This is a genomic window from Brachybacterium halotolerans subsp. kimchii, assembly GCF_020792675.1.
Taxonomy (GTDB): Bacteria; Actinomycetota; Actinomycetes; order Actinomycetales; family Dermabacteraceae; genus Brachybacterium; species Brachybacterium halotolerans.
In genome coordinates this window covers 1,598,279-1,617,522 of sequence record NZ_CP086254.1, presented here as the reverse complement: position 1 = coordinate 1,617,522, position 19,244 = coordinate 1,598,279, and the positions used below count along the sequence as shown (strand labels likewise).

Annotated in this window: 11 protein-coding genes and 1 tRNA gene; 4 read left to right on the top strand and 8 right to left on the bottom strand. The window is 70.8% G+C overall.

Going from position 1 to position 19,244, the window contains the following annotated elements:
• The first annotated feature begins 132 nt into the window (after positions 1–132).
• Together Bra3105_RS07495 and Bra3105_RS07490 are read left to right on the top strand one after the other, a co-directional pair.
• Positions 133–3,519 (top strand): ATP-binding protein, encoded by a 3,387-nt coding sequence (locus Bra3105_RS07495; protein WP_228359262.1) that lies wholly within the window; start codon positions 133–135, stop codon positions 3,517–3,519.
• A gap of 239 nt (positions 3,520–3,758) precedes the next feature.
• Entirely contained in the window at positions 3,759–4,370 is a 612-nt protein-coding gene (locus Bra3105_RS07490; protein WP_228359261.1) for a hypothetical protein, read from the top strand.
• On the opposite strand, the gene Bra3105_RS07485 is transcribed toward Bra3105_RS07490, so the two are convergent.
• Positions 4,357–5,814 (bottom strand): maltokinase N-terminal cap-like domain-containing protein, encoded by a 1,458-nt coding sequence (locus Bra3105_RS07485; protein WP_228359260.1) that lies wholly within the window; start codon positions 5,812–5,814, stop codon positions 4,357–4,359. The genes Bra3105_RS07490 and Bra3105_RS07485 overlap by 14 nt on opposite strands.
• Positions 5,815–5,971: 157 nt before the next feature.
• Positions 5,972–8,014, bottom strand: a complete 2,043-nt coding sequence (locus tag Bra3105_RS07480; RefSeq protein WP_228359259.1) for an acyltransferase family protein — start codon at positions 8,012–8,014, stop codon at positions 5,972–5,974.
• Positions 8,015–8,293: 279 nt separating this feature from the next.
• Between Bra3105_RS07480 and Bra3105_RS07475 the strand changes: the two genes are divergently transcribed.
• Complete coding sequence (locus tag Bra3105_RS07475) at positions 8,294–10,465, top strand: Ig-like domain-containing protein (RefSeq protein WP_228359258.1); 2,172 nt, start codon at positions 8,294–8,296, stop codon at positions 10,463–10,465.
• 64 nt (positions 10,466–10,529) lie between these two features.
• On the opposite strand, the gene Bra3105_RS07470 is transcribed toward Bra3105_RS07475, so the two are convergent.
• The 6 genes from Bra3105_RS07470 to Bra3105_RS07445 all read right to left on the bottom strand — a co-directional run bounded on the left by Bra3105_RS07470 (position 10,530) and on the right by Bra3105_RS07445 (position 18,489).
• A complete protein-coding gene (locus tag Bra3105_RS07470) occupies positions 10,530–11,189 on the bottom strand; it encodes a LytR C-terminal domain-containing protein (protein WP_228359257.1) in 660 nt (219 codons plus the stop codon).
• A gap of 21 nt (positions 11,190–11,210) precedes the next feature.
• Positions 11,211–12,620 carry a beta-N-acetylhexosaminidase gene (locus Bra3105_RS07465; RefSeq protein WP_228359256.1) on the bottom strand — a complete coding sequence of 470 codons (1,410 nt, stop codon included), beginning with the start codon at positions 12,618–12,620 and terminating at the stop codon, positions 11,211–11,213.
• 389 nt (positions 12,621–13,009) lie between these two features.
• Positions 13,010–14,101: a C40 family peptidase gene (locus tag Bra3105_RS07460; RefSeq protein WP_228359255.1), complete on the bottom strand. Its 1,092-nt coding sequence runs from the start codon at positions 14,099–14,101 to the stop codon at positions 13,010–13,012.
• An 800-nt stretch (positions 14,102–14,901) separates the two neighbouring features.
• Positions 14,902–14,978 (bottom strand) — tRNA-Pro (locus Bra3105_RS07455).
• 80 nt (positions 14,979–15,058) lie between these two features.
• Positions 15,059–16,102: a metallophosphoesterase gene (locus Bra3105_RS07450; protein ID WP_228359254.1), complete on the bottom strand. Its 1,044-nt coding sequence runs from the start codon at positions 16,100–16,102 to the stop codon at positions 15,059–15,061.
• Positions 16,103–16,116: 14 nt separating this feature from the next.
• Positions 16,117–18,489, bottom strand: coding sequence for a transglycosylase domain-containing protein (locus tag Bra3105_RS07445; protein ID WP_228359253.1), 2,373 nt, complete (start codon positions 18,487–18,489; stop codon positions 16,117–16,119).
• 334 nt (positions 18,490–18,823) lie between these two features.
• On the opposite strand from Bra3105_RS07445, the gene Bra3105_RS07440 reads away from it, so the two are divergent.
• Positions 18,824–19,126, top strand: coding sequence for a WhiB family transcriptional regulator (locus Bra3105_RS07440; protein ID WP_283257913.1), 303 nt, complete (start codon positions 18,824–18,826; stop codon positions 19,124–19,126).
• Positions 19,127–19,244 lie beyond the last annotated feature (118 nt).

The window sequence follows — 19,244 nt, the reverse complement described above, 5'->3', positions numbered from 1 at the left end:
CGCGCTCGTCGCCCGCCGTCGCGTTCGTCGCCCGCCGTCGACGGCCGAACGTCTCGCGACCCGCCGTCGCCCTGCCCTCCGCGCTTCGCGACACCCGCACCCCGACCCCGCCCGTCCCGGTACCCTTCTGGGGTGGAATCCGACGCAACGACCCTCGACCTGCCCGGCCTCGCCGAGGACACCGGCGACCGCGCCGACGCCGCGCAGACGGACCCCGAGCACCCGCATCCCGGGCAGTGGCGCCTCGTGCACGTGCAGGTCTCGAACTGGGGGACCTTCCACGGCACCCATGACCTGGAGATCTCTCCGCGCGGCTACTTCTTGACCGGCGGTCCCGGCACCGGCAAGTCCACGCTGCTGGACGCGATCAGCGCCCTGCTCACCCCGCCGCGCACCCTGCACTTCAACGCCGCCGCGTCCGACGCGGGCCCGGCGCGCTCGAAGTACCGCCGCACCGTCGCCAGCTACGTGCGCGGCGCCTGGGCGATGCACTACGACGCCGCCACCGGCGAGTTCAACCAGGAGGTGCTGCGCGAGAAGACCACCCTCACGGTGCTCTCGCTGCGCTTCTCCGACGGGCAGGGCGGCGTCGTGCAGCTGTCCCGCCTGCTGCTCCTGCAGGCCGGGCACACCTCGGACTCCGACGTGAAGAGCCTGTACGTCATCTCCCGGAAGGCGCTGGACGCGACCGACCTGCGCCAGTTCGTCTCCAGCCAGATCGAGGGCCGCGCCCTGGAGGCGGCCCATCCCGGCACCGAGACCTTCCGGCAGTTCCGCGAGTACCGGGCGAAGTTCTGCCAGCTGCTGGGCATCCCCGACGAGAAGGCCCTGGGCCTCCTCCACAAGATCCAGAGCGCGAAGGAGCTGGGCGACGTCAACGCCCTGCTGCGCGACTACATGCTCGACGAGCCCCGCACCTTCGAGCTCGCGGACCAGGCGCTCACGAACTTCCACAACCTCTCCGAGGTCTACGACGCCCTGGTCACCGCCCGTGAGCAGCGCGATCTGCTGCGCGGCCTGCGCGACGCGCACACCTCGTGGAAGGAGATGCGGGAGCGCGGCGGGGAGCTCGTGGACCGCCGCAGCGACATCGACGTCTACGCCGCGCAGCACCTGGTGCGGCTCCTGCAGGACGAGCAGGAGCGCCTGCAGCTCGAGCGCGACCGCGTCGGCGCCCAGCAGCGCCGCCTCACCCAGGACCTCGCCGATTCCCGCGCCGACCTCGCGCAGCTCAAGGAGCAGCGCCGTCGCGCCGGCGGCGGCGAGATCGACGACTGGAAGCAGCAGATCGCGGGCCTCGACGTGGAGCGCGAGCGCCGCAAGGAGCGCGCCGCCGAGTTCGCCGCGCAGCTCGCGACTGTCGAGCTGCGCACCCCTGTCAGCGAGGACCTGTTCCTGGCGACCCAGCGCGAGGTCGCCGATCTCCGTCGGACCCTCGAGACCGAGGAGAAGAACGCCGACGAGAACCGCTGGCAATCCGAGGCGAAGGTCCGCGAGTTGCAGCAGGAACTCCAGCAGACCGTCGCCGAGCTGAACTCGCTGACCTCCCGTGCGTCGAACCTGCACTCCGAGGACGTCGCCGTGCGCGACATGATCGCCCGCGAGGTCGGCGTCGCCCCCACCGATCTGCCCTTCGCGGCCGAGCTCCTCCAGGTCAAGGACGGCGAGCAGGAGTGGACCGCCGCCGCCGAGCAGGCGCTGCGCGGTCTCGCCCGCTCGATCCTCGTGCCCGAGCGCGTCTACCGCGAGGTCGCGGGCGTCATCGACCGCACGCGCCTGCGCCGCCGCATCTCCTACAACCGCGTGAACACGGACCTCACCCGGCCCTCGCGGCGCATCGACCCGACCACGCTCGCGGCGAAGCTCGACGTCAAGGACGGCGAGTTCCACACCTGGCTCTCCGGGGAGATCGCCGCCCGCATGGACTACGTGTGCGCGGAGGACCTCGAGGAGTTCACGCGGCTGAACCGCGCCGTGCTGCGCTCGGGCCAGATCAAGCACTCCGCGTCCCGGCACGAGAAGAACACCGACCGCGCGATCAACGACCGCTCCCAGTGGGTGCTGGGCTTCGACAACCGCGGCAAGCGCGCGGTCTTCGAGGACGAGCGCACCCGCGCCGAGCAGGCCCTGTTCGAGGCCCAGGCCCGACGCAAGGACGTCGAGGCGGAGGCCGAGCGTCGCCGCGAGCGACTGTTCGCGCTGCAGGCGCTCGCCACCGTCGAATGGGACGACATCGACGCCGCGTCCGTCGCCCGCCGCATCGCGAACCTGCGGGACATGGTCCGCGCCGCCGAGTCCGGCTCCGAGGCCCTCGCGGACCTCGCCCGCCAGATCGACGACGTCGAGCAGTCCATCACCGACGCCGACGAGGAGCTGCTGGACGTCGCCCGCGGCGCCGGCAAGCTCGGCGAGCAGGCCGAGCGCGCCGCCGAGCGCCTCACGAAGGCGAAGGAGCGCCTGAGCGAGCGGAGCCTGACCCCCGAGGTCGAGGAGGAGCTCTCCGAGCGCTTCCACGCGATCGCGCCCACGATCGTGCTCTCGACGATCGACCAGGTCACCAAGGACGCCTCGGCGACGCTGGACGCCGAGCTCGTGGACCTCACCAAGCGCACCTCCCGCGCCGAGGAGGACATGCGCACCGCGATGCGCGAGTTCTCCCGACGCTGGCCCGCCGAGGCCGGCGACACCGATGTCTCCCTGGATGCGGCCGGCGACCATCTCGCGATCCTGCAGCGCATCGAGGAGGAGAAGCTCCCCGAGGTCGAGGACCGCTTCTTCGAGTTCTTCACCGGCAACACCCTGGGCGACGTCCAGGCCCTCGCCACCGCGATCGCCCGCGAGCCCGCCGAGATCAAGAAGCGCCTCCAGCGCATCAACGCCCTGCTCTCCCAGGTGGAGTTCCACTCCGGGCGCTACCTGCAGCTGTCCATGCGGCCCGTGCACCTCGCGGCCCTCGACGAGTTCAAGAAGGCCCTCGAGGACGCCGTCGCCGGCACCATCGAGAACGACATCACCCGCGACCGCGACCGGGCCGAGGAGCGCTTCGTCTCCCTGCGCCACCTCATGGAGCTGATCTCCAACGCCCGCACCAAGGACGACCAGGTCTCCCGGGCGATCCTGGACGTGCGCCGCCACGTGCACTTCCACGCCGAGGAGGTCGACGCCGAGGGGAAGGTCGTGCACGCGCACGAGTCCGGCGGCCCGCTCTCGGGCGGCCAGAACGAGCGTCTGACGACGTTCTGCCTCGCGGCCGCGCTGCGCTACCAACTGGCCGGCACCGGGATCGACGTCCCGCGCTACGCGCCGATCATCATCGACGAGGCCTTCTCGAAGGGCGCCGGCAAGTTCATCACGGCCGCCATGGAGTCCTTCCGCCACTTCGGCTTCCAGGTCATCCTCGCGAACCCCGGCAAGAACCCCCAGGCCCTCGCCCCGTTCATCGGCGGCGTGGGCGTGGTCGCGATCCGCGAGGACCGCTACTCCCAGGTCAGTCCGATCGAGTTCGTCCCCGTCGACTGAGCCCGGAGGCGCGGCCGGCGCGCCAGGCCGGTCCTGGCGCATGGCCCGTCTGCACGGACACACGCCCGGCCGGCCGCCACGTCGCGCACGGCCCGAAGAGGCATCGGACGGGACTGTCGATGGGGACTTCTCCCCATCGTGATCGGGAGCGTCGCGCCGATACGGTGGTCCGAGCCGCAGGGCACCAGGGCATCACGACACCAGAGCATCAGGCCAGGACGCAGCGTGGAGGTGAGCCGATGACGGGCGGGCCCCTCACCACCGAGCACGTCCCGAGCGGCCCTGCCGAGGCCCGCAGTCGGGTGCACGAGATCCTCAGCGTCGTGGTCGACGCCCTACGCACGCATGCCGCACCCCACGCCGGCGCACCGGCCCTCGAGCTCATCGAGCACAAGCCCCGTCGCGACCGGGCCTCCGGCACCCGTTACCTGGGCGTGCGCACCATCCAGCACGTGAGCGCCCTCATCGGCTCGACCGCGGCGCCGCCCGCCTCGCCCAGCCCCGCATCGCTGCTCCGGGTCGCCGACCGCGCGCTGCGCGGCGTCGGCCTCGCCATGAGCGAGGACGGCGAGGTCAGCGGCGTGCGCACCCGCGTGTGGGAGGGACCGGAGGGGGACCGTGCGGAGGTCGTCGTCGGCGCGCGCCTGCTCCTGCGCGTGATCAGCGCGCCCTTCCTGCCCGGTGTCGAGCAGGGTGACGTGTCGACCACGCCGTCGGCCGTGCGGCGCGTGCTGCGCCCTGCCCCGAGTCCGCATGCCGTGCCCGCCGCCCTGCCGATGCCTGCCGTCGCGCCCGCCGGGATGACGATCAGCGCGCCCACGCCCGAGTCCTCGGTGCTCACCGAGAACTGAGGCGGGCCAGCGCGCCCAGGGGGATCGGCAGCCAACCCGGACGGTTCCGCGCCTCGTAGAGCACCTCGTAGACGGCCTTGTCGGCCTCGAAGGCGCGCAGCAGCGCGAGGAACGACGCGTCCTCGTGCGCGATCCCCATGGCGTCGAGGTAGCCGTCGAGGAAGGCGCGCGAGGACTCCGCGACCCAAGCCGACGCGTCCACACCGTGCTCGTGCAGCACGGCGCCGCCCGCGTAGTCGAGGCTGCGCAGCATGCCCGCCACGTCGCGCACCGGACAGTCCGGGAGCGTGCGCTCTGCGAGCGGGCGCAGCGGCTCGCCCTCGAAGTCCAGCAGCACCCAGCCTCGGGAGGGATCGGCGAGCACCTGGCCCAGGTGCAGGTCGCCGTGGATGCGCTGGAGGGGCGGCCACGAGGCGTCGGCCACGGCGTCGATGAGCCCTCGCAGCGCGGTGCGATGGGGGAGGACCTCCGGGACCTGGGAGGCGACCTCGTCGAGCCGGGCGCGCATCTGGTCGAGCACGCGCGCGCGGTCCGCAGGGGCCGCCGGTGCGCTCGGCAGCTCGGACGCGAGCAGGCGATGCACCTCGGCGACCGCGCCGCCGAGATCACGGGCGCCCGCACGGAAGTCGACGCCGCCCGAGGCCTGCTGCAGCGCCACCCGCCAGGCGTCCTCGACGTCGGGGAGGAAGCCCTGCGCGAGCAGCGCGTCAGCGCTCTCTCCGGCGCTCGCCTCAGCGCTCTCTTCACCCCCGACCCGCACCCGCACGGATCCGATCATCGGGGCGATCCGCGTGCAGCCGGCGCGGTCGAGAGCGCCCTGCAGGACCACGTCGGGGTTCTCGCCCGCGGCGAGCACGCGGAAGAGCTTGAGGATGACGGGGTCGGCGTCCTCCAGCGTGAAGATCATCGAGGAGTTCGACTGCTCGCCGCTGAGCAGGCGCGTCGCGACGACGCGGGCACCGGTGCGCCCGGGGACCGGTGCGGGGTCCAGCGAGAGGTCGGGGCCGACGAGCGGGCGATCAGCGGTGAGCACGTCCATCAGGGCGCGCCGTCCCACGTCGGTGCGGCACGCGTCCTCGATCCGCAGCGTCCCGTGTGCGGAGTCGAGTGAGGCGATCACCGCTCGCGGATCGTCAGTGGGCGTCCCCTCGGTCGCGGCCCCCTGGCGGATGACGACAGGCACCTGGTAATCGGTGGGAAGGTCGTCGCCGCCGGTGTCGGTCCGGACGATGAGGTCCAGGACGCTCACGCCATCGTCCGTCGCGGCGAGCGCGACGGATCCACGCAGTGCGAGGCGGGGGACACCAGCGTCCTTCGCCATGTACCAGCGCTGCTCGAGCATCCACGCGGCGACGAGGGGGAGCATCCCTGCCCGGATCGCGTTGTCGGCGGCGGGCGCCGGGAGCGGCTGATGCCCGGGGACCCGCGGAGATCGTCTGCTCATGGGGACACACTACGCAGGGCGGTTCGAGCAGGGATCGGCTCTGCTGGGAGCCGGACTCGCCCGCCGCCGCGGCATCACCCGCGTCGAGGACGCGTCCCGGTGGCGCGGAGGCAGCCTGGGGCCTGGCATGAGCACCGTTGAGGCGCGAACATGACGATCAGTCGAGAAGGGGCTTGAGCTTCTTCCACAGGGGAGGGGCCATCTCTGCACTGAATCGCGCGGTCAGATGGTGCCCGTCCCGATAGACCAGGGTGTCTCCGATGATCGGCGGGCAGTCGCGGCGGTTGCAGAGATAGTCCGTCAGGTTCAAGTAGTCCGCGCCGGTCTTCGACGTCGCGTCCTCTTCGGCCTGCACCAGGTCGGGTTCGAGCGCTTCGTCCACGCTGGCTGCGCACTCGCTCGTGTCCTGGAGATGGGCCGAGAGGCATATCGACGGCGTCTCGTCCCGATGGGGGACATCCGCCATCACCGCGACGCGCGGGCCGTCGATGTCCTCGATGGTCGATTCGAGACCTGATCTCCAGGTCGAGGCGAAGTCCGCGTCGTCGGCGACCAGCTCCTCGTGTGCACCTGGGTAATTCGCGAGCAGCACCAGGTCTGGATTCTCGGCGTTGATCCGCTTTATCACCCCTTGTCGCCATTGGGCGCACTCGGTGTACGGGACGCCGTCGTTCTCCTCGTCGATATGGGCCGAGTAGCACGAGCTCTTGGTGTTGACGTCCAGGCGGATGCGGCCCTCTCGTGCGAGCTTCGCCAGAGCGGGATACCAGCTGGCGGCATGGGAGTCGCCGAACAGGAAGACCACGGGGGCGGCGTCGTTGTCGCCGATCTGGCATCCGCTCGAGTCCGTGCTGGACTGCGAACGGTGACAGCCGTTCGCATAGATCTCCGGATTGTCCGACGCCGCGTCCTCGAGGGTGGGCGTGAGGTTCGCCGGGACGTAAGAGGTCCCCTCGGGCATCTCGGTGAGCGGGGCGTCCTGGGCCGTGCGCTGCGTGGCCGTGGACTCCGAGGAGGACGCGACGAAGGCGCCGCCCGCGGTCGCGACAAGGGCGATCGAGCAGGCGACCGCCGCGACCCCGGTCCACATCTGGGACCGTCGCCTCAGAAACTTCCAGCGGATGACCGGTCGTTCCACGAAGCGGAAAAGCAGCCACGCCAAGGGGACCGATAGGGCGCCCAGAAGGAGACGCACCACCAGCGGCAGGACGTCGTCCTCGCCGACGTGCGCCTGCGGAATGACCTGGAGCGGCCAGTGCACGAGGTAGAGCGAATAGGAGATCGCGCCGATCCACTGGAGCGGACGGAGACTGAGGATTCGGTTCGTGTTCGTTCGGGCCGGTGCTGCCCCGCCGATGAGCAGGAGGGACGTGGCAAGAACCGGCGGCGCGGCGGCGAGGCCTGGGAACGGCGTGCCCTCCGTGTACAGCAGCGAGACAGTGAGGATCAGGGCCAGGCCGATCCACGAGAGGATCCCCGTGATCGGGGAGCGCAGCCAGTGGGCGCGGGTGCGCACCAAGAATGCGACGAGTCCGCCCGCACCGAGCTCCCATGCTCGTGTGGGCAGCGAGAAGAACGCCCAGGGCTGGGACAGTGGCATCATCACGCAGCTGAAGACGAACGAGCCGATCGTCAGAACCGTGACCAGGATCAGGAGCTTCCGTTCGCTGCGGCGGAGAAGCCAGAAACCGACTCCCAGGATGGCGGGCCAGAACAGGTAGAACTGCTCCTCGACGCCCAGGGACCAGTAGTGCTGGAAGACCGAGGGGGAGGACTCCGCCAGGTAGTTGGTGCCCTGCACGGCGAACAGGAGATTCGGCACGTAGGCGGCCGCCGCGATGGCGCCTTTCGTGACCTCTTGCATCTGCAGGGGAGGAAGCCAGATCCAGGAGGCGATGACGGTCAGCGCGCCGACCAGCAGCGAAGCCGGGAGGATCCGTCGGGCGCGTTTCGCATAGAAGCTGCCGAACGAAATGCGGCCCTGCGCGGCAAGGGTCTCGAGCAGGTGCGTAGTGATCAGGAAGCCCGAGATCACGAAGAAGATGTCGACGCCGACGAATCCACCCGACAGCACGTGCACGCCCGAGTGGTACAGGACCACGAGCAGGACGGCGATGGCGCGCAACCCCTGGATGTCCGGCCGGAAGCCTGAGGCTTTTCCTGACGTGGCCACGGCGGGTGTACGGGCGGTGGCGGTCACGGAACACCTCGGCAGTGGAGGACAAGGGTGCGGGGAGTCTATCCCCGGCCCCGGGGCGGGCTCCGGCAGGCCTGTCCCTTCGGTGAGTCACGGGGGCAACGGGCAGAGCATGCTCGCCGCCGGGAGCAGCACGTGGGAGTGTGCCGCGACGTCGTCGGTCAGGGGCCGTGATGCTCTTGGCCATCCGCGCTTTCCGGGGCGCAAGCTCTCCCTCGTCCGCCCCGACTCGCATGCGTCGCTCACCCGGGTCCGCGCATCCTCGGCTGATACCGTGACCGGGTGCCAGGCAGGGATGCGAACACTCCGCTCGCGCGCGCGACACCCGCGCCTGCGCTCCGGGTGCGTGCCCGCACGGCGCCCGGGCGCTCCCTCCTCGTCCTCATGCTGACGCTCGCCCTCGGCGTGCTGACCTCGCTCACCGCCCCCGCGGCGCTCGCGCTCGGCGAGAAGGGCCCCTTCGACCTGCCGCTCTCGCGCGACACCATCACCATCGCGCCGGGCGTCGTCAACCGCATCCCCCTGACCAGTCTCCTCGACGACGACGCCGAGTCGGAGCTGAACCTGGAGACGGTGCGGCTCGCCGTCCCGTCGGACGCCTCGGACGCGCAGCTGTCCGCGATGACCCTCGCCTCCGACGGCACCTCGCTCGCGGTCGAGGGGGAGGGGACCTGGACGATCCAGGGCGAGGAGCTCGTCTTCACGCCGGCGTCCGAGTCCGAGAGCGATCCGGCTCCGATCGCGATCACCATCGAGGCGACCAACGGGATCCGCTCCCTGCCCTCCGACCTCCCCGTCGACCCGAGCCCCGTCGCCGACGCGGACATCGCCGCGCCCGCCGGCGGCGAGATCCGCGTGTCCCTCAAGGGTGATCTGCGCCCGTCGGGCACCGAGCGCGTGCGCCTGCTGCTGGACACGATGCCCGCCGGTAGCACGCTCTCGGGCGACGGCCGCCGCCTGATCGCCGTCGGCGAGGGCGAATGGCAGGTCTCCGAGGACGGCACCGAGCTCACGTTCACGCCGTCCTCGAGCCACCTGGGCCGTTCGCCCGAGCCCATGCGCTATGTCGCCGAATCGGCCGACGGCACCGTGCTGACCACGGGGATCGTCAGCCTCACCACGCCCGTGCTGCCCGACCTCGTGCGCGCCGCGCCCTTCGGCGATCCGATCGAGTTCGACGTGGCCGACGGCCAGGAGGACGTGAAGACCTCGACGCTGCGCCTGGTCCCGCTCACCCGCGCCGACGCCGGCTCGACGGGCGCGAGCGACGGCGGCTCGGATGGCAGCGGATCAGCCGCTGCCGGGGACGGGACCGACGGTGACTCCACCGCCGGGGCCGACGGGGACTCCACGTCGGGGGCCGACGGGAGCCCGACGACCGACGACCCGGCCGACGACGGCGTGGAGGTCAACAGCAAGGGCACGCGCGCCGTCGTGGCCGGTCAGGGCACCTGGACGCTGGACCGCACGACGCAGACGGTCCGCTTCGCCCCCGCGGACGACTCGGTGAAGGCGGCCGACCCGATCGGGCTGACCGGTGAGGACTCCGAGGGCAACACCGCGGGCGTCGCGACCTTCGCCCCCGGCTACCCGGCGATGCTCGACCAGACGCAGGTGGGCACGGCCGGCTCCTCCATCACCTTCGCGCCCATGGACGACGCCCGCTTCGTGCGCGCCGACTCCCTCCGCTTCGCGCACGACGACCTGCTCAGCGGGGCGAAGGTGTCCTCCAACGGCCGCGAGCTCACGATCCCCGGGCAGGGCAGCTGGAAGATCGATCTCGACGCCCGCGCGGTCACCTTCGATCCGGCCGACGGCGCCGAGAACGGTCTGCGCAGCACGGTGCAGCTCGTCGGCAGCGGCTCGTACGCCGACTCCACGAGCTCGAGCGCGACGCTCACGGCGCTGGTCACCGACAGCGGGGCGGTGCTGCGCGACGACGAGCTGCGCACGGCGCCCGGGAAGTCCGTGCAGGTGGACCTGCTCGCGAACGACACCGCCGGCGCCCCCTCCGACCCGCTGTCCCCGGCCACCGTGCGGATCAGCTCCCTGGAGGCCTCCAACCTCGACGACCTCGAGCGCTACTCCGGCACGCATCTGGTGGTCCCCGGCGAGGGGGAGTACCAGGTGGGCAGCGACGGCGTGCTGCGGTTCACGCCCGCCCGCGGCTTCCGCGGACGCACCACGTCGATCAGCTACACGGTGCAGGACGCAGAGGGCGTCCAGTACCGCGCGAACGTCTCCGTGCAGGTGGACCCGCAGCTCGGCAGCGCCTCGGACCCGCGCGGCGACTCGAGCGCCGGGATCAACACGATGCTCTCGGGCCTCATGCCCAGCGCGACCTCGACCTCGGCTGTGTTCCTCACGATCGTCGTCCTCATGGGCTTCGCCGGCGTGATCTCGCTGTTCATCGGGGCCCGCATGGAGTCCGACCGCCGCACCTGGAAGGACTGAGCCGGCTGCTTGCCGGACCCGGTCAGCCGTCCGCCGTCTCGGCCCGTTCTGCCCGCTCGGCCGGTCAGCCCTTCGTGTCCTGCGTCGAGGAGTCCTGGGAGTCCTCGGCCCCGGAGCATCCCGCGGGCATCTTCACGGCCTTCTTCAGGGTCTTGGCGGCGACGTCCTCGTCGACCACGTCCTTGAAGCCGTCGCCCACGAGGACGTCGACGGTGGTGTCCTCACGGTCGTCGAGCTTCAGGGCGGGCTTGGAGAACTCCGCGGCCACGGCGGAGGCCTGGAGGTATCCCGCGGGCCCGTAGACGATCGTCACGGAGCCCGAGGCGGCCTTCGTGTTGCCGGCCTTCCCCGTGGAAAACCCGCGATCGGCGAGGGTCTCGCTGACCGATGCCGCGAGCCCGCTCCGGGAGGTCCCGTTCAGCACGCTCACCTCGACCTTCTTCGGCTTCGCGGGCTTCGCACCGGGGTCCGGGCAGTGCACGCCGTCCTTCCCCGTGGCCACGTCGGCCCCGGCGTCGGAGGGACCTGCGGCCACCACGTCGTCGTCGGCGGTGAGCTGGGTGAAGGCGAAGGTGAGCGCGCAGATCATGCCGATCATCGCGAGCGAGAAGACCACCAGCTGGGTGATCCGGACGCGGCGCTGACGGCGCCGGCGCTGGTCGCGCCGACGCACGTCGTCGTTCGAGCGACCGTAGGGGTGCGCGTCGCGGTGCGAGGAGCTCATGGCCGTGCCATCCGCTCTCGGTCAGTCCAGAGGACGGTAGGAGACGCCGAGCGCGTCGAGACGGGGGAGATGGCCTCGCAGCCGCTCCACGAACTCGCCGTAGGACTGCTCGGGCGAGCCCCAGGCGCGCTCGGCCAGCGCGCACACGCGCGGGAAGGCCATGTAGCCCAGGTGCTCGGGGGTGGCGATGTACTCGGTCCACAGCTGGCCCTGGATGCCCTGGACGAGCGCGGCCTTCTCGTCGTCGAGCTTCTTGGGCAGCAGGCGGTCTGTGTACACGTCCTTGAGGGTGATGTCCCCGCCGATCGCGAGCGGCTCCTTCTTCAGGGGCCCCTGGGCGTAGTCGAAGTAGAGATCCTTCGAGGTGGAGACGACGGTGCGGAAGCCGCGCTCGAGCGACTCCTCGAGCCCGTCCTCCGTGCGCCAGTTCATGACCACCACGTCGTCGGGCACGTGCGACTCGAGGACCTCGTCCCAGGCGACCACGGTCTTGCCCTTCTCGGCGAGCACCTGGGTGGCGAAGTCCGTGAAGCGCCCCTGGATCTCGGAGACGCGGGTGAGGCCCCACTCGTTCATGCGCGTGCGGGCATCGGCCGACTGCTCCCACTCGACGCGCGGGCACTCGTCGCCGCCGATGTGGAAGAAGGGCGCGGGGAAGATGTCGGCGACCTGCGTGAGCACGTCGCGCACGAAGTCGAAGACCTCGTCGGAGACGCCGAGCACGTGGTCGGAGATCCCCCAGACCTCGCGCACCTGCACGGGACTGGCGGGGAAGTTGCCGAGCTCGGGATAGGCCGCGATCGCCGCCTGCATGTGGCCGGGCAGGTCGATCTCCGGCACGATCATCACGCCGCGGTTCTGCGCGTAGCCCACGAGCTCGCGCAGCTCGTCCTGCGTGTAGAACCCCTCGACGGGGGTGTCGTCGAAGGTCCAGGAGTCGGGGTCGCCGCTCATGTGGCCCTCGAGGGAGCGCGGACGCTTCGAGCCGACCTCCGTGAGCCGCGGGTAGCCCTTGATCTCCACGCGCCAGCCCTGGTCGTCCGTCAGGTGCAGGTGCAGCACGTTCAGGCGGTGCAGCGCCATCGCGTCGATGAACAGGTGCAGGGTGTCGATGTCGAAGAAGTGGCGAGAGACGTCCAGGTGCAGACCGCGCCATGCGTACTTCGGGCTGTCGCTGATCGTCACGCAGGGGATCGAGGTCTCGCCGGTGAGCACGATCTGGTTGAAGGTGTTGCGGCCGTCGGCGAGGGCGGCCTCGCTGCCGGCGGTGAGGTTCGCGCCCGACGACGTGATCGACAGCGTGTACTCCGCGCGCGGGAGATCCTCCGAGATGCCGACCGACAGGCCGGCCCAGGGGTCGGTCGTCTCCCATGTCCCCGAGGACCAGATGACGGAGCGGGGGAGCGGGACCAAGCTGATCGGGTCGGACATGCGAGGGATCCTCCTTGACCGGGATGTGGTGCAGGTCAAGTCTGTCACAGACTCCGCCGCCCACCGGACGTGACGGGCCGCCGACCATCGGACGTGTCGGGCCGACGACCACCGGACGTGTCGGGCCGACGACCACCGGAGGTGACGGGCCGACGCGACCGGTCGTGCTGGGCCGACGCGCCCGGACGTGCCGGGGTGCCGGCGGGCGGCGGGGCGGCGGTTCCGAGGGTCCGACGGGCGGCGCACCGCCCCGGACCGTACCGCCCCGCCCCGGGCGCAGAGAAGCCCGGTCGGTTCCCCGACCGGGCTCCTCACACGCCGTCCTGCTCCTTCCCGTTGGTGCGCTCAGCACCGAGCAGGCATGACGTGGTCCGGGTGGCCTGCGCTGATCAGCGGTAGGTCACGAAGACGTGCGGATCGCTCCAGATGGTGCGCTCCACGACCTTCTGCTGCGAGCCCGAGGCATCGATGATCTGGTTGTTGCCCACATAGATGCCGATGTGCCCGTAGTCGTTGCCGGTGAAGGCCACCAGGTCGCCGGGCTTCGCCTGCGACTGGGGGATGATCCGGCCTCCGAACGTCTGCTGCTTCGCCGTGCGGGGCACGGTGATGCCGTTCGCGTTGTAGGCGTACTTCACCAGGCCCGAGCAGTCGAACCCGGTGGAGGGGCTCGAGCCGCCCCACGTGTACTTGGTGCCCTTCACGCTGCGGGCTTTGGCGATGATGCTCTGCCCGTTGAAGGAACCGCTCGAGGAGCCGCCGGACCCGCCGATGGACGCGCTGCTCGAGGACAGCTTCGACCAGGTGGTGGGTCCGACCACGCCGTCGGCGGAGATGCCGGCCGCGCGCTGGAAGGCCTTCACGGAGCTCAGGGTCCTCGACCCGAAGACACCGTCGACCGAGATGCCCGCACCGTGCTGGTTCAGCTGCTTCTGCAGGGTGCTGACCGCCGAGCCGCGAGAGCCGCTGCGCAGCTTCGGGTGGCTCGACGAGGAGGATCCCGTGGACGCGGACGACCCGAGGGCGTTCCAGGTCTTGGGGCCGACGACCCCGTCGACGCCGATGCCGGCGCTGCGCTGGAACGACTTCACGGCGCTCAGGGTCTTCGATCCGAAGACGCCGTCGACCGCGATGCCCGAACCGTGCGAGCGGAGGCTGCGCTGCAGCTCCGACACGGCCGATCCGCGTGCGCCGTAGCGCAGCTTCACGTTCGAGTAGGCGGCGGGTGCCAGGGACTTCGCGGCCGTCGCGGCAGCCGCGCCCGCAAGGGGCGAGGTCGGGGCGGTGGTGGCCGGGTGAGTGGGGGCGGGGGTGGTTGCTGCATCGGCGGAACCCATGGCCTGCATGGAGGCCGTGGCCGTCACGGCACCGACGACGGCGAGACCGCCGACGGTGCGACCGACGGGAGCCGTGAGGCCCCGGTAGTCGATCACGGCAGGGCCCGCGGCGCGATGCGTGCGCGGGGCGCTGGAGCGGAACATCGGATGAGGTCGCTTTCTCTGTCGCCGCACAGCCACCGATCGCGTTCCGCCCACGGGAAGCGACACCCGAGAGGCGACACCCGAGGGGTTCGCTGCGCCCGCCACCCAGGGAAGTGAGGAAGTGATCGAGAACGGTGGCGGGAGCGACTTCTCGAACGGTGCCTGGGGAGAGGCACCGTGGTCACTGTATGGGCACACCCAGGCCCTTCACGCAGGGCCTTTGCGACTGCTATCAAGGGCCTTTGCCAAGATTTTAACTAAATCGACGATTTTCGCCGTGTCGCACCGTCGATGTCCGAATTCGATATGTTAATCACGCCGTTGTGATTCAGGGGTGTTCGACGGGGTGCGAGTGGGTCTTTTCGGGATGCGGGAGGGTGCGAGAGGGCCTTTTCTCGGAGTGCGGGAGGGTGCGAGAGGGCCTCGAAGAGTGCGCGAGGGCCTTTAGGAGTGCGGGGGGTGGCAGGGCTGGTGTCGGCGACCGGCGTATAGCGGACATCTCTGCCATATATGGCAGAGATGTCCGCTATACGCCGATGCGTGACATGCCCCGTCGCCCGGCCGGCGCCGCCCGGGAGTGCCCGAGGGGTGCTGACGCCTCGAAGGCTGTCGGTGCTGCCGGTGCTGCCGGTGCTGCCGGTGATGCCGAAACCGCCGTCGATGTGTTCGTCGCCGCCGACGCGTCTGTCGCCGGGTGCCCCGGACATGACGAAGGGCTCCGGACCTGACGAAGGACCCCGAACATGACGAAGGCCCCGGACATGACGAAGGGCCCCGCCGCAGCGGGGCCCTTCATCATCTGGTCGGGGTGACAGGATTTGAACCTGCGACCTCCTCGTCCCGAACGAGGCGCGCTACCAAGCTGCGCCACACCCCGAGGTCGTGTTCGGCGAGCAGACGCGAGCGCCGCTCTCCGACGAGCAACGATACCAAGCCGCCCGCGGTGGTCGCGACCTCTCAGCGCCGCTGAGGGCGCAACGTGAGCAAGGTCGCCTCCGGCGGATTGGCGAAGCGGAAGTTCGAGTAGGGATTCGCGCCGAGCCCCCCGCTCACGTTGAGCGGCACGCCGCGCCAGGTGGAGAGGCCCCGGGCCTGTGCACGGGGCAGGTCGCAGTTCGTGACCAGGGCGCCGACGCCGGGCATGCGCAGCTGTCCGCCATGGGTGTGGCCGGCGAAGATCAGCTGCGCCCCGTCGTCCACGAAGGCATCGAGGACGCGCTGGTACGGCGCGTGGGCGACGCCGATCCGCAGGTGCGGGACATCGGCGGCGAGGGCCTCGTCGGCCTCGGTGGAGGTCGCGGCGGCCTCTGCGGCAGGCGTCCGTCCGGTCCCGTCGGCCCCCGCTTCCCCCGTCGCGCCCCGCGCCGCGTCCCGCGCAGCATCTGGCGCGGGGAACTCATCGCGCTCGAGGTGCGGATCGTCCACGCCCACGAGGTCCACCTGCAGCCCCGTGAGGCGGAGGCTCGCGCGGGTGTTGGTGAGGTCCTTCCAGCCGTGCGAGGTGAGCACGCGGCGCAGCGAGCCGAGGGGCAGGTCGGGCTCGTGGTGGCGCTTCGTGAACCCCTCGGGCCGGGGATCGCGCAGGAAGTAGCGCAGCGGGTTCTTGCGGTGCGGAGCGAACATGTCGTTCGACCCCATCGCGAACGCGCCCGGACGGTGCAGCAGGGGCTCGATCGCGTCGGCCAGCACGGGGATGGAGGCCGCGGAGGCGATGTTGTCGCCGGTGTCGATCACCAGGTGCGGCTTGAGCGTCTCCAGATGGCGCAGGAAGGCGATCTTGCGGTCCTGGTCGGGCATCAGGTGGGCGTCGCTGACGTGCAGGATGCGCACCGGGCGCGTGCCGGGCGGCAGGATCCGCAGCTCGTGCTCGCGCACGGTGAAGCGGTGGATCTCGACGTACCGGGACCAGACGTGGGCCGCTGCGGCGGCGACCGCGCCTGCCCCGGCGAGGGCCAGCGCGGCGCGCCGGGCGCCCGCGCCGCAGGATCGGGTGCGGGTCATGCTCGCTCGCCCGCTCAGTTGCCGGTGTCCTGGTCGCCGGAGTTTTGATCTCCGCCGTCTCCGCCCGTGTCCCCGCCGTCGCCGCCTGCGGCTCCGCCGGTGTCGTTGGTGCCGCCGGCCGCGCCGCCCGTGTCGACGGTGCCCCCGCTGCCGTTGCCCGGGTCGGTGTCCTTCGGGGCGCCGGCGGGCTGCTTCGGGAACTTCTCGTCCGGCAGGCCCTTGTGGGCCTTGATCATGAACTCCTGCCAGGTGGGCAGGGAGACCGTGTTGCCCCAGACCTTGCCCCGCTCGAGGTACTCGCCGTCCACGGAGAACCCGCCGGGGCGGACGTTGCGCGTGGGGTTGCCGAACCACACGGCGGTCGACATCTGGCGGGTGAAGCCCACGTACCAGGTGTGGAACTGGGAGCCGGAGGTGCCGGTCTTGCCGCCGGCGTCATGGCCCGGGATGACCTTGCCCTTGCCCGTCGCCCGCGGGTCCTTGAGGTCCTGCTCGAGGGTCCAGGCGACCTGGTCGGCGGTCTTCTTGTCGATCTTCTGCTCGCACTGACCGGCGCCGACGTCCTTCATCTTCTTGCCGTCGCGGTCGATGACCTCGGAGATGCCGGTGGGCTTGCAGTAGGTGCCCTCGGCGGCGAAGGTCGCGTAGGCCGCGGCCTGGTCGAGCGCTGAGATGCGCAGCTCGCCCAGGACCACCACGGAGGGCGCGAGCTCGGTGCCGTACATGTCCTCGATCGACATGTCCCAGGTGGACTTGTCGAAGGGGTTGTAGGTCGCGGGGATCGCGCCCAGCGACCTGGCCTGCTCGGCGATGTCGCACAGGTCGAGCTGGCGGGCCATGTTCGCGTACGCCGTGTTCACGGAGAACTTGGTCGCGTTCAGCACCGTCTCCTGGGCCGACAGCGGCACGGAGACCGCGTTGTCCGGGTTGTAGCCCTGGGTCTCGTACCAGCGCCCGCGATCCAGGCACTGCGCGGGGAAGGTCTTCAAGGTCTGGCGGGCCGTGCCGACCTTGTCGTAGATCGACTTGCCGTGCTCGAGCCAGTCGGTGAGCACGTAGGGCTTGAAGGTCGAGCCGACGGGGAAGCCGCTCGAGCCGCCGAGCGCCTGCGGGACGTTGTAGTTCAGCGAGGTCTCGCCCGCGCTGGCGTCCGCGTGGGGATCGAAGGTGCGGTTCTCGGCCATCACGAGGACCTTGCCCGTGCCGGGCTCGACGGTCACGATCGAGTGGCCGAATCCGCTGTCGGAGTCCTGGGGGACCTTGCGGTCCACGATCTCCTGCGCGTCCTTCTGGAGGTCGGGGTCCAGGGTCGTCTTGATGGTGAGGCCGCCGCCGTACAGGAGCTTCTGGCGCTCCTCGTAGGTGTCCGCGAAGGTCGGATCGTTCAGCAGGGACCGGGTCACGTAGTCGCAGAAGAAGCCGTTGGTGCCGGCGTCGCCGCAGCCCGCCTTCACGTTCTTGACCTTCAGCATGTCGTCGATCGACTGCTTGGAGTACTTGTCGTACTCCTTCTGGGTGATGTGGTCGTAGCGGAGCATCGCCGAGAGCACCTCGTTGCGCCGCTTCTTCGCGGCCTCCGGGTTCGCGACGGGGTCGTTGCCGTTGGGCGAGTTCGTGATGCCCGCGAGCAGCGCCGCCTCACCGGGGTTCAGGTCCTTGGCGTCCTTCGAGAAGTAGTGCTGGGCGCCGGTCTGCACCCCGTACTGCGAGGGCCCGAACTGGGCGACGTTGAGATAGGCGTTGAGGACCTCGTCCTTGCTCCAGCGCTTCTCCAGGGAGATCGCGAGCTTCGCCTCGCGCAGCTTGCGGCCGTAGCTCTGCTCGGTCGCCTCCGCCTGCGCCTCCTTGTCGTTGCGCTGCTCGGCGTCCATGAGCAGCGCGTTCTTCACGTACTGCTGGGTGAGGGTCGAACCGCCCTGGGTGGCGCCGGAGGCGGCGTTGTTCGCGAGCGCGCGGACCGTGCCCGTGAAGTCCATGCCGCCGTGCTCGTAGAAGCGGTGGTCCTCGATGTCGACGACGGCGTGCTGGACGTTCGGCGAGATCTCGTCGAGCGGGACCATGATGCGGTTCTGGCTGTAGAACGTCGCGAGCAGCGACCCGTCGGACGCCTCGATCCGGCTGGCCTCGTTCAGCGGCTGGGTCTCCAGCTCCGCCGGGAGGGAGTCGAACAGGTCCACGCCGTCCTTCGCGACGGCCGAGCTCATCGACACCGCGGGCAGGAAGAAGGCGGCCAGCAGCACGCCGGCGATGCCCGCGACGGCGAGCATCCCCAGCAGCAGCATCAGCGCGCGCAGCGCGGCTCCGGGCACGGTGGCGGGGCCCGTCGGCGACGCGGAGGTCGCCTCGGAGCTGAGGTTCCCGAGCGGAGCGGAGTCACGGTCAGCCATGGGAACACAGTACGGCCCCCGGCGCGCGCGGACCACGAGGCGCGGCCGTGCCGGCGCATATCACCCGGCGCTCACGGACGCATGGATCCCGCCCCGGCCCCGGATGTGCATCGGGCGGGGGATCGGGACGCCGGCGACGGGGTCCGTGGGCGGTGCTCGCGCCCCTGGTCGCGGCCGGATGGCTCCGGTCGTCCCGGCACGGCGCGTGCGAAGTCCCGTCGCCGATACCGGATCGGCGGCGGGAGTCGGCCGGAGGCGGGATTGGCGCCCCTGAGCCGATCTCGATACTCTGACGCACCAGAACGGATCGACGAGGATTCGAGAGGGGACATTCGTGACGATCAGCAGGATCCGCGGCACGGATGATCGCAGCTGGGCCGCCCGGGGGGCGTGCACACAGCTGGATCCGGACGGCTTCTTCGTGCAGGGGGCCGACCAGCAGAAGATCAAGATCGCGTGCCAGGGGTGCCCGGTGCGCATGGAATGCCTGGCCGACGCGCTCGACAACAGGATCGAGTTCGGCGTCTGGGGCGGCATGACCGAGCGCGAGCGGCGCCGACTGCTGCGCCAGCATCCCGACGTCGAGGACTGGTACGACGTGCTGGGCCGCACCGCACGCCGTGCGGCCGGCGGGTGAATCGATCTCGTCGCCGAGGCGCCGCGCCTCGCCGACGCGTCGCCTGCCGTGCGCCATGATCGCCTGCCGTGCGCCATGACCGTCACAGCGCCGCCCGAGGCGTCCGCGCGCCCGCCCA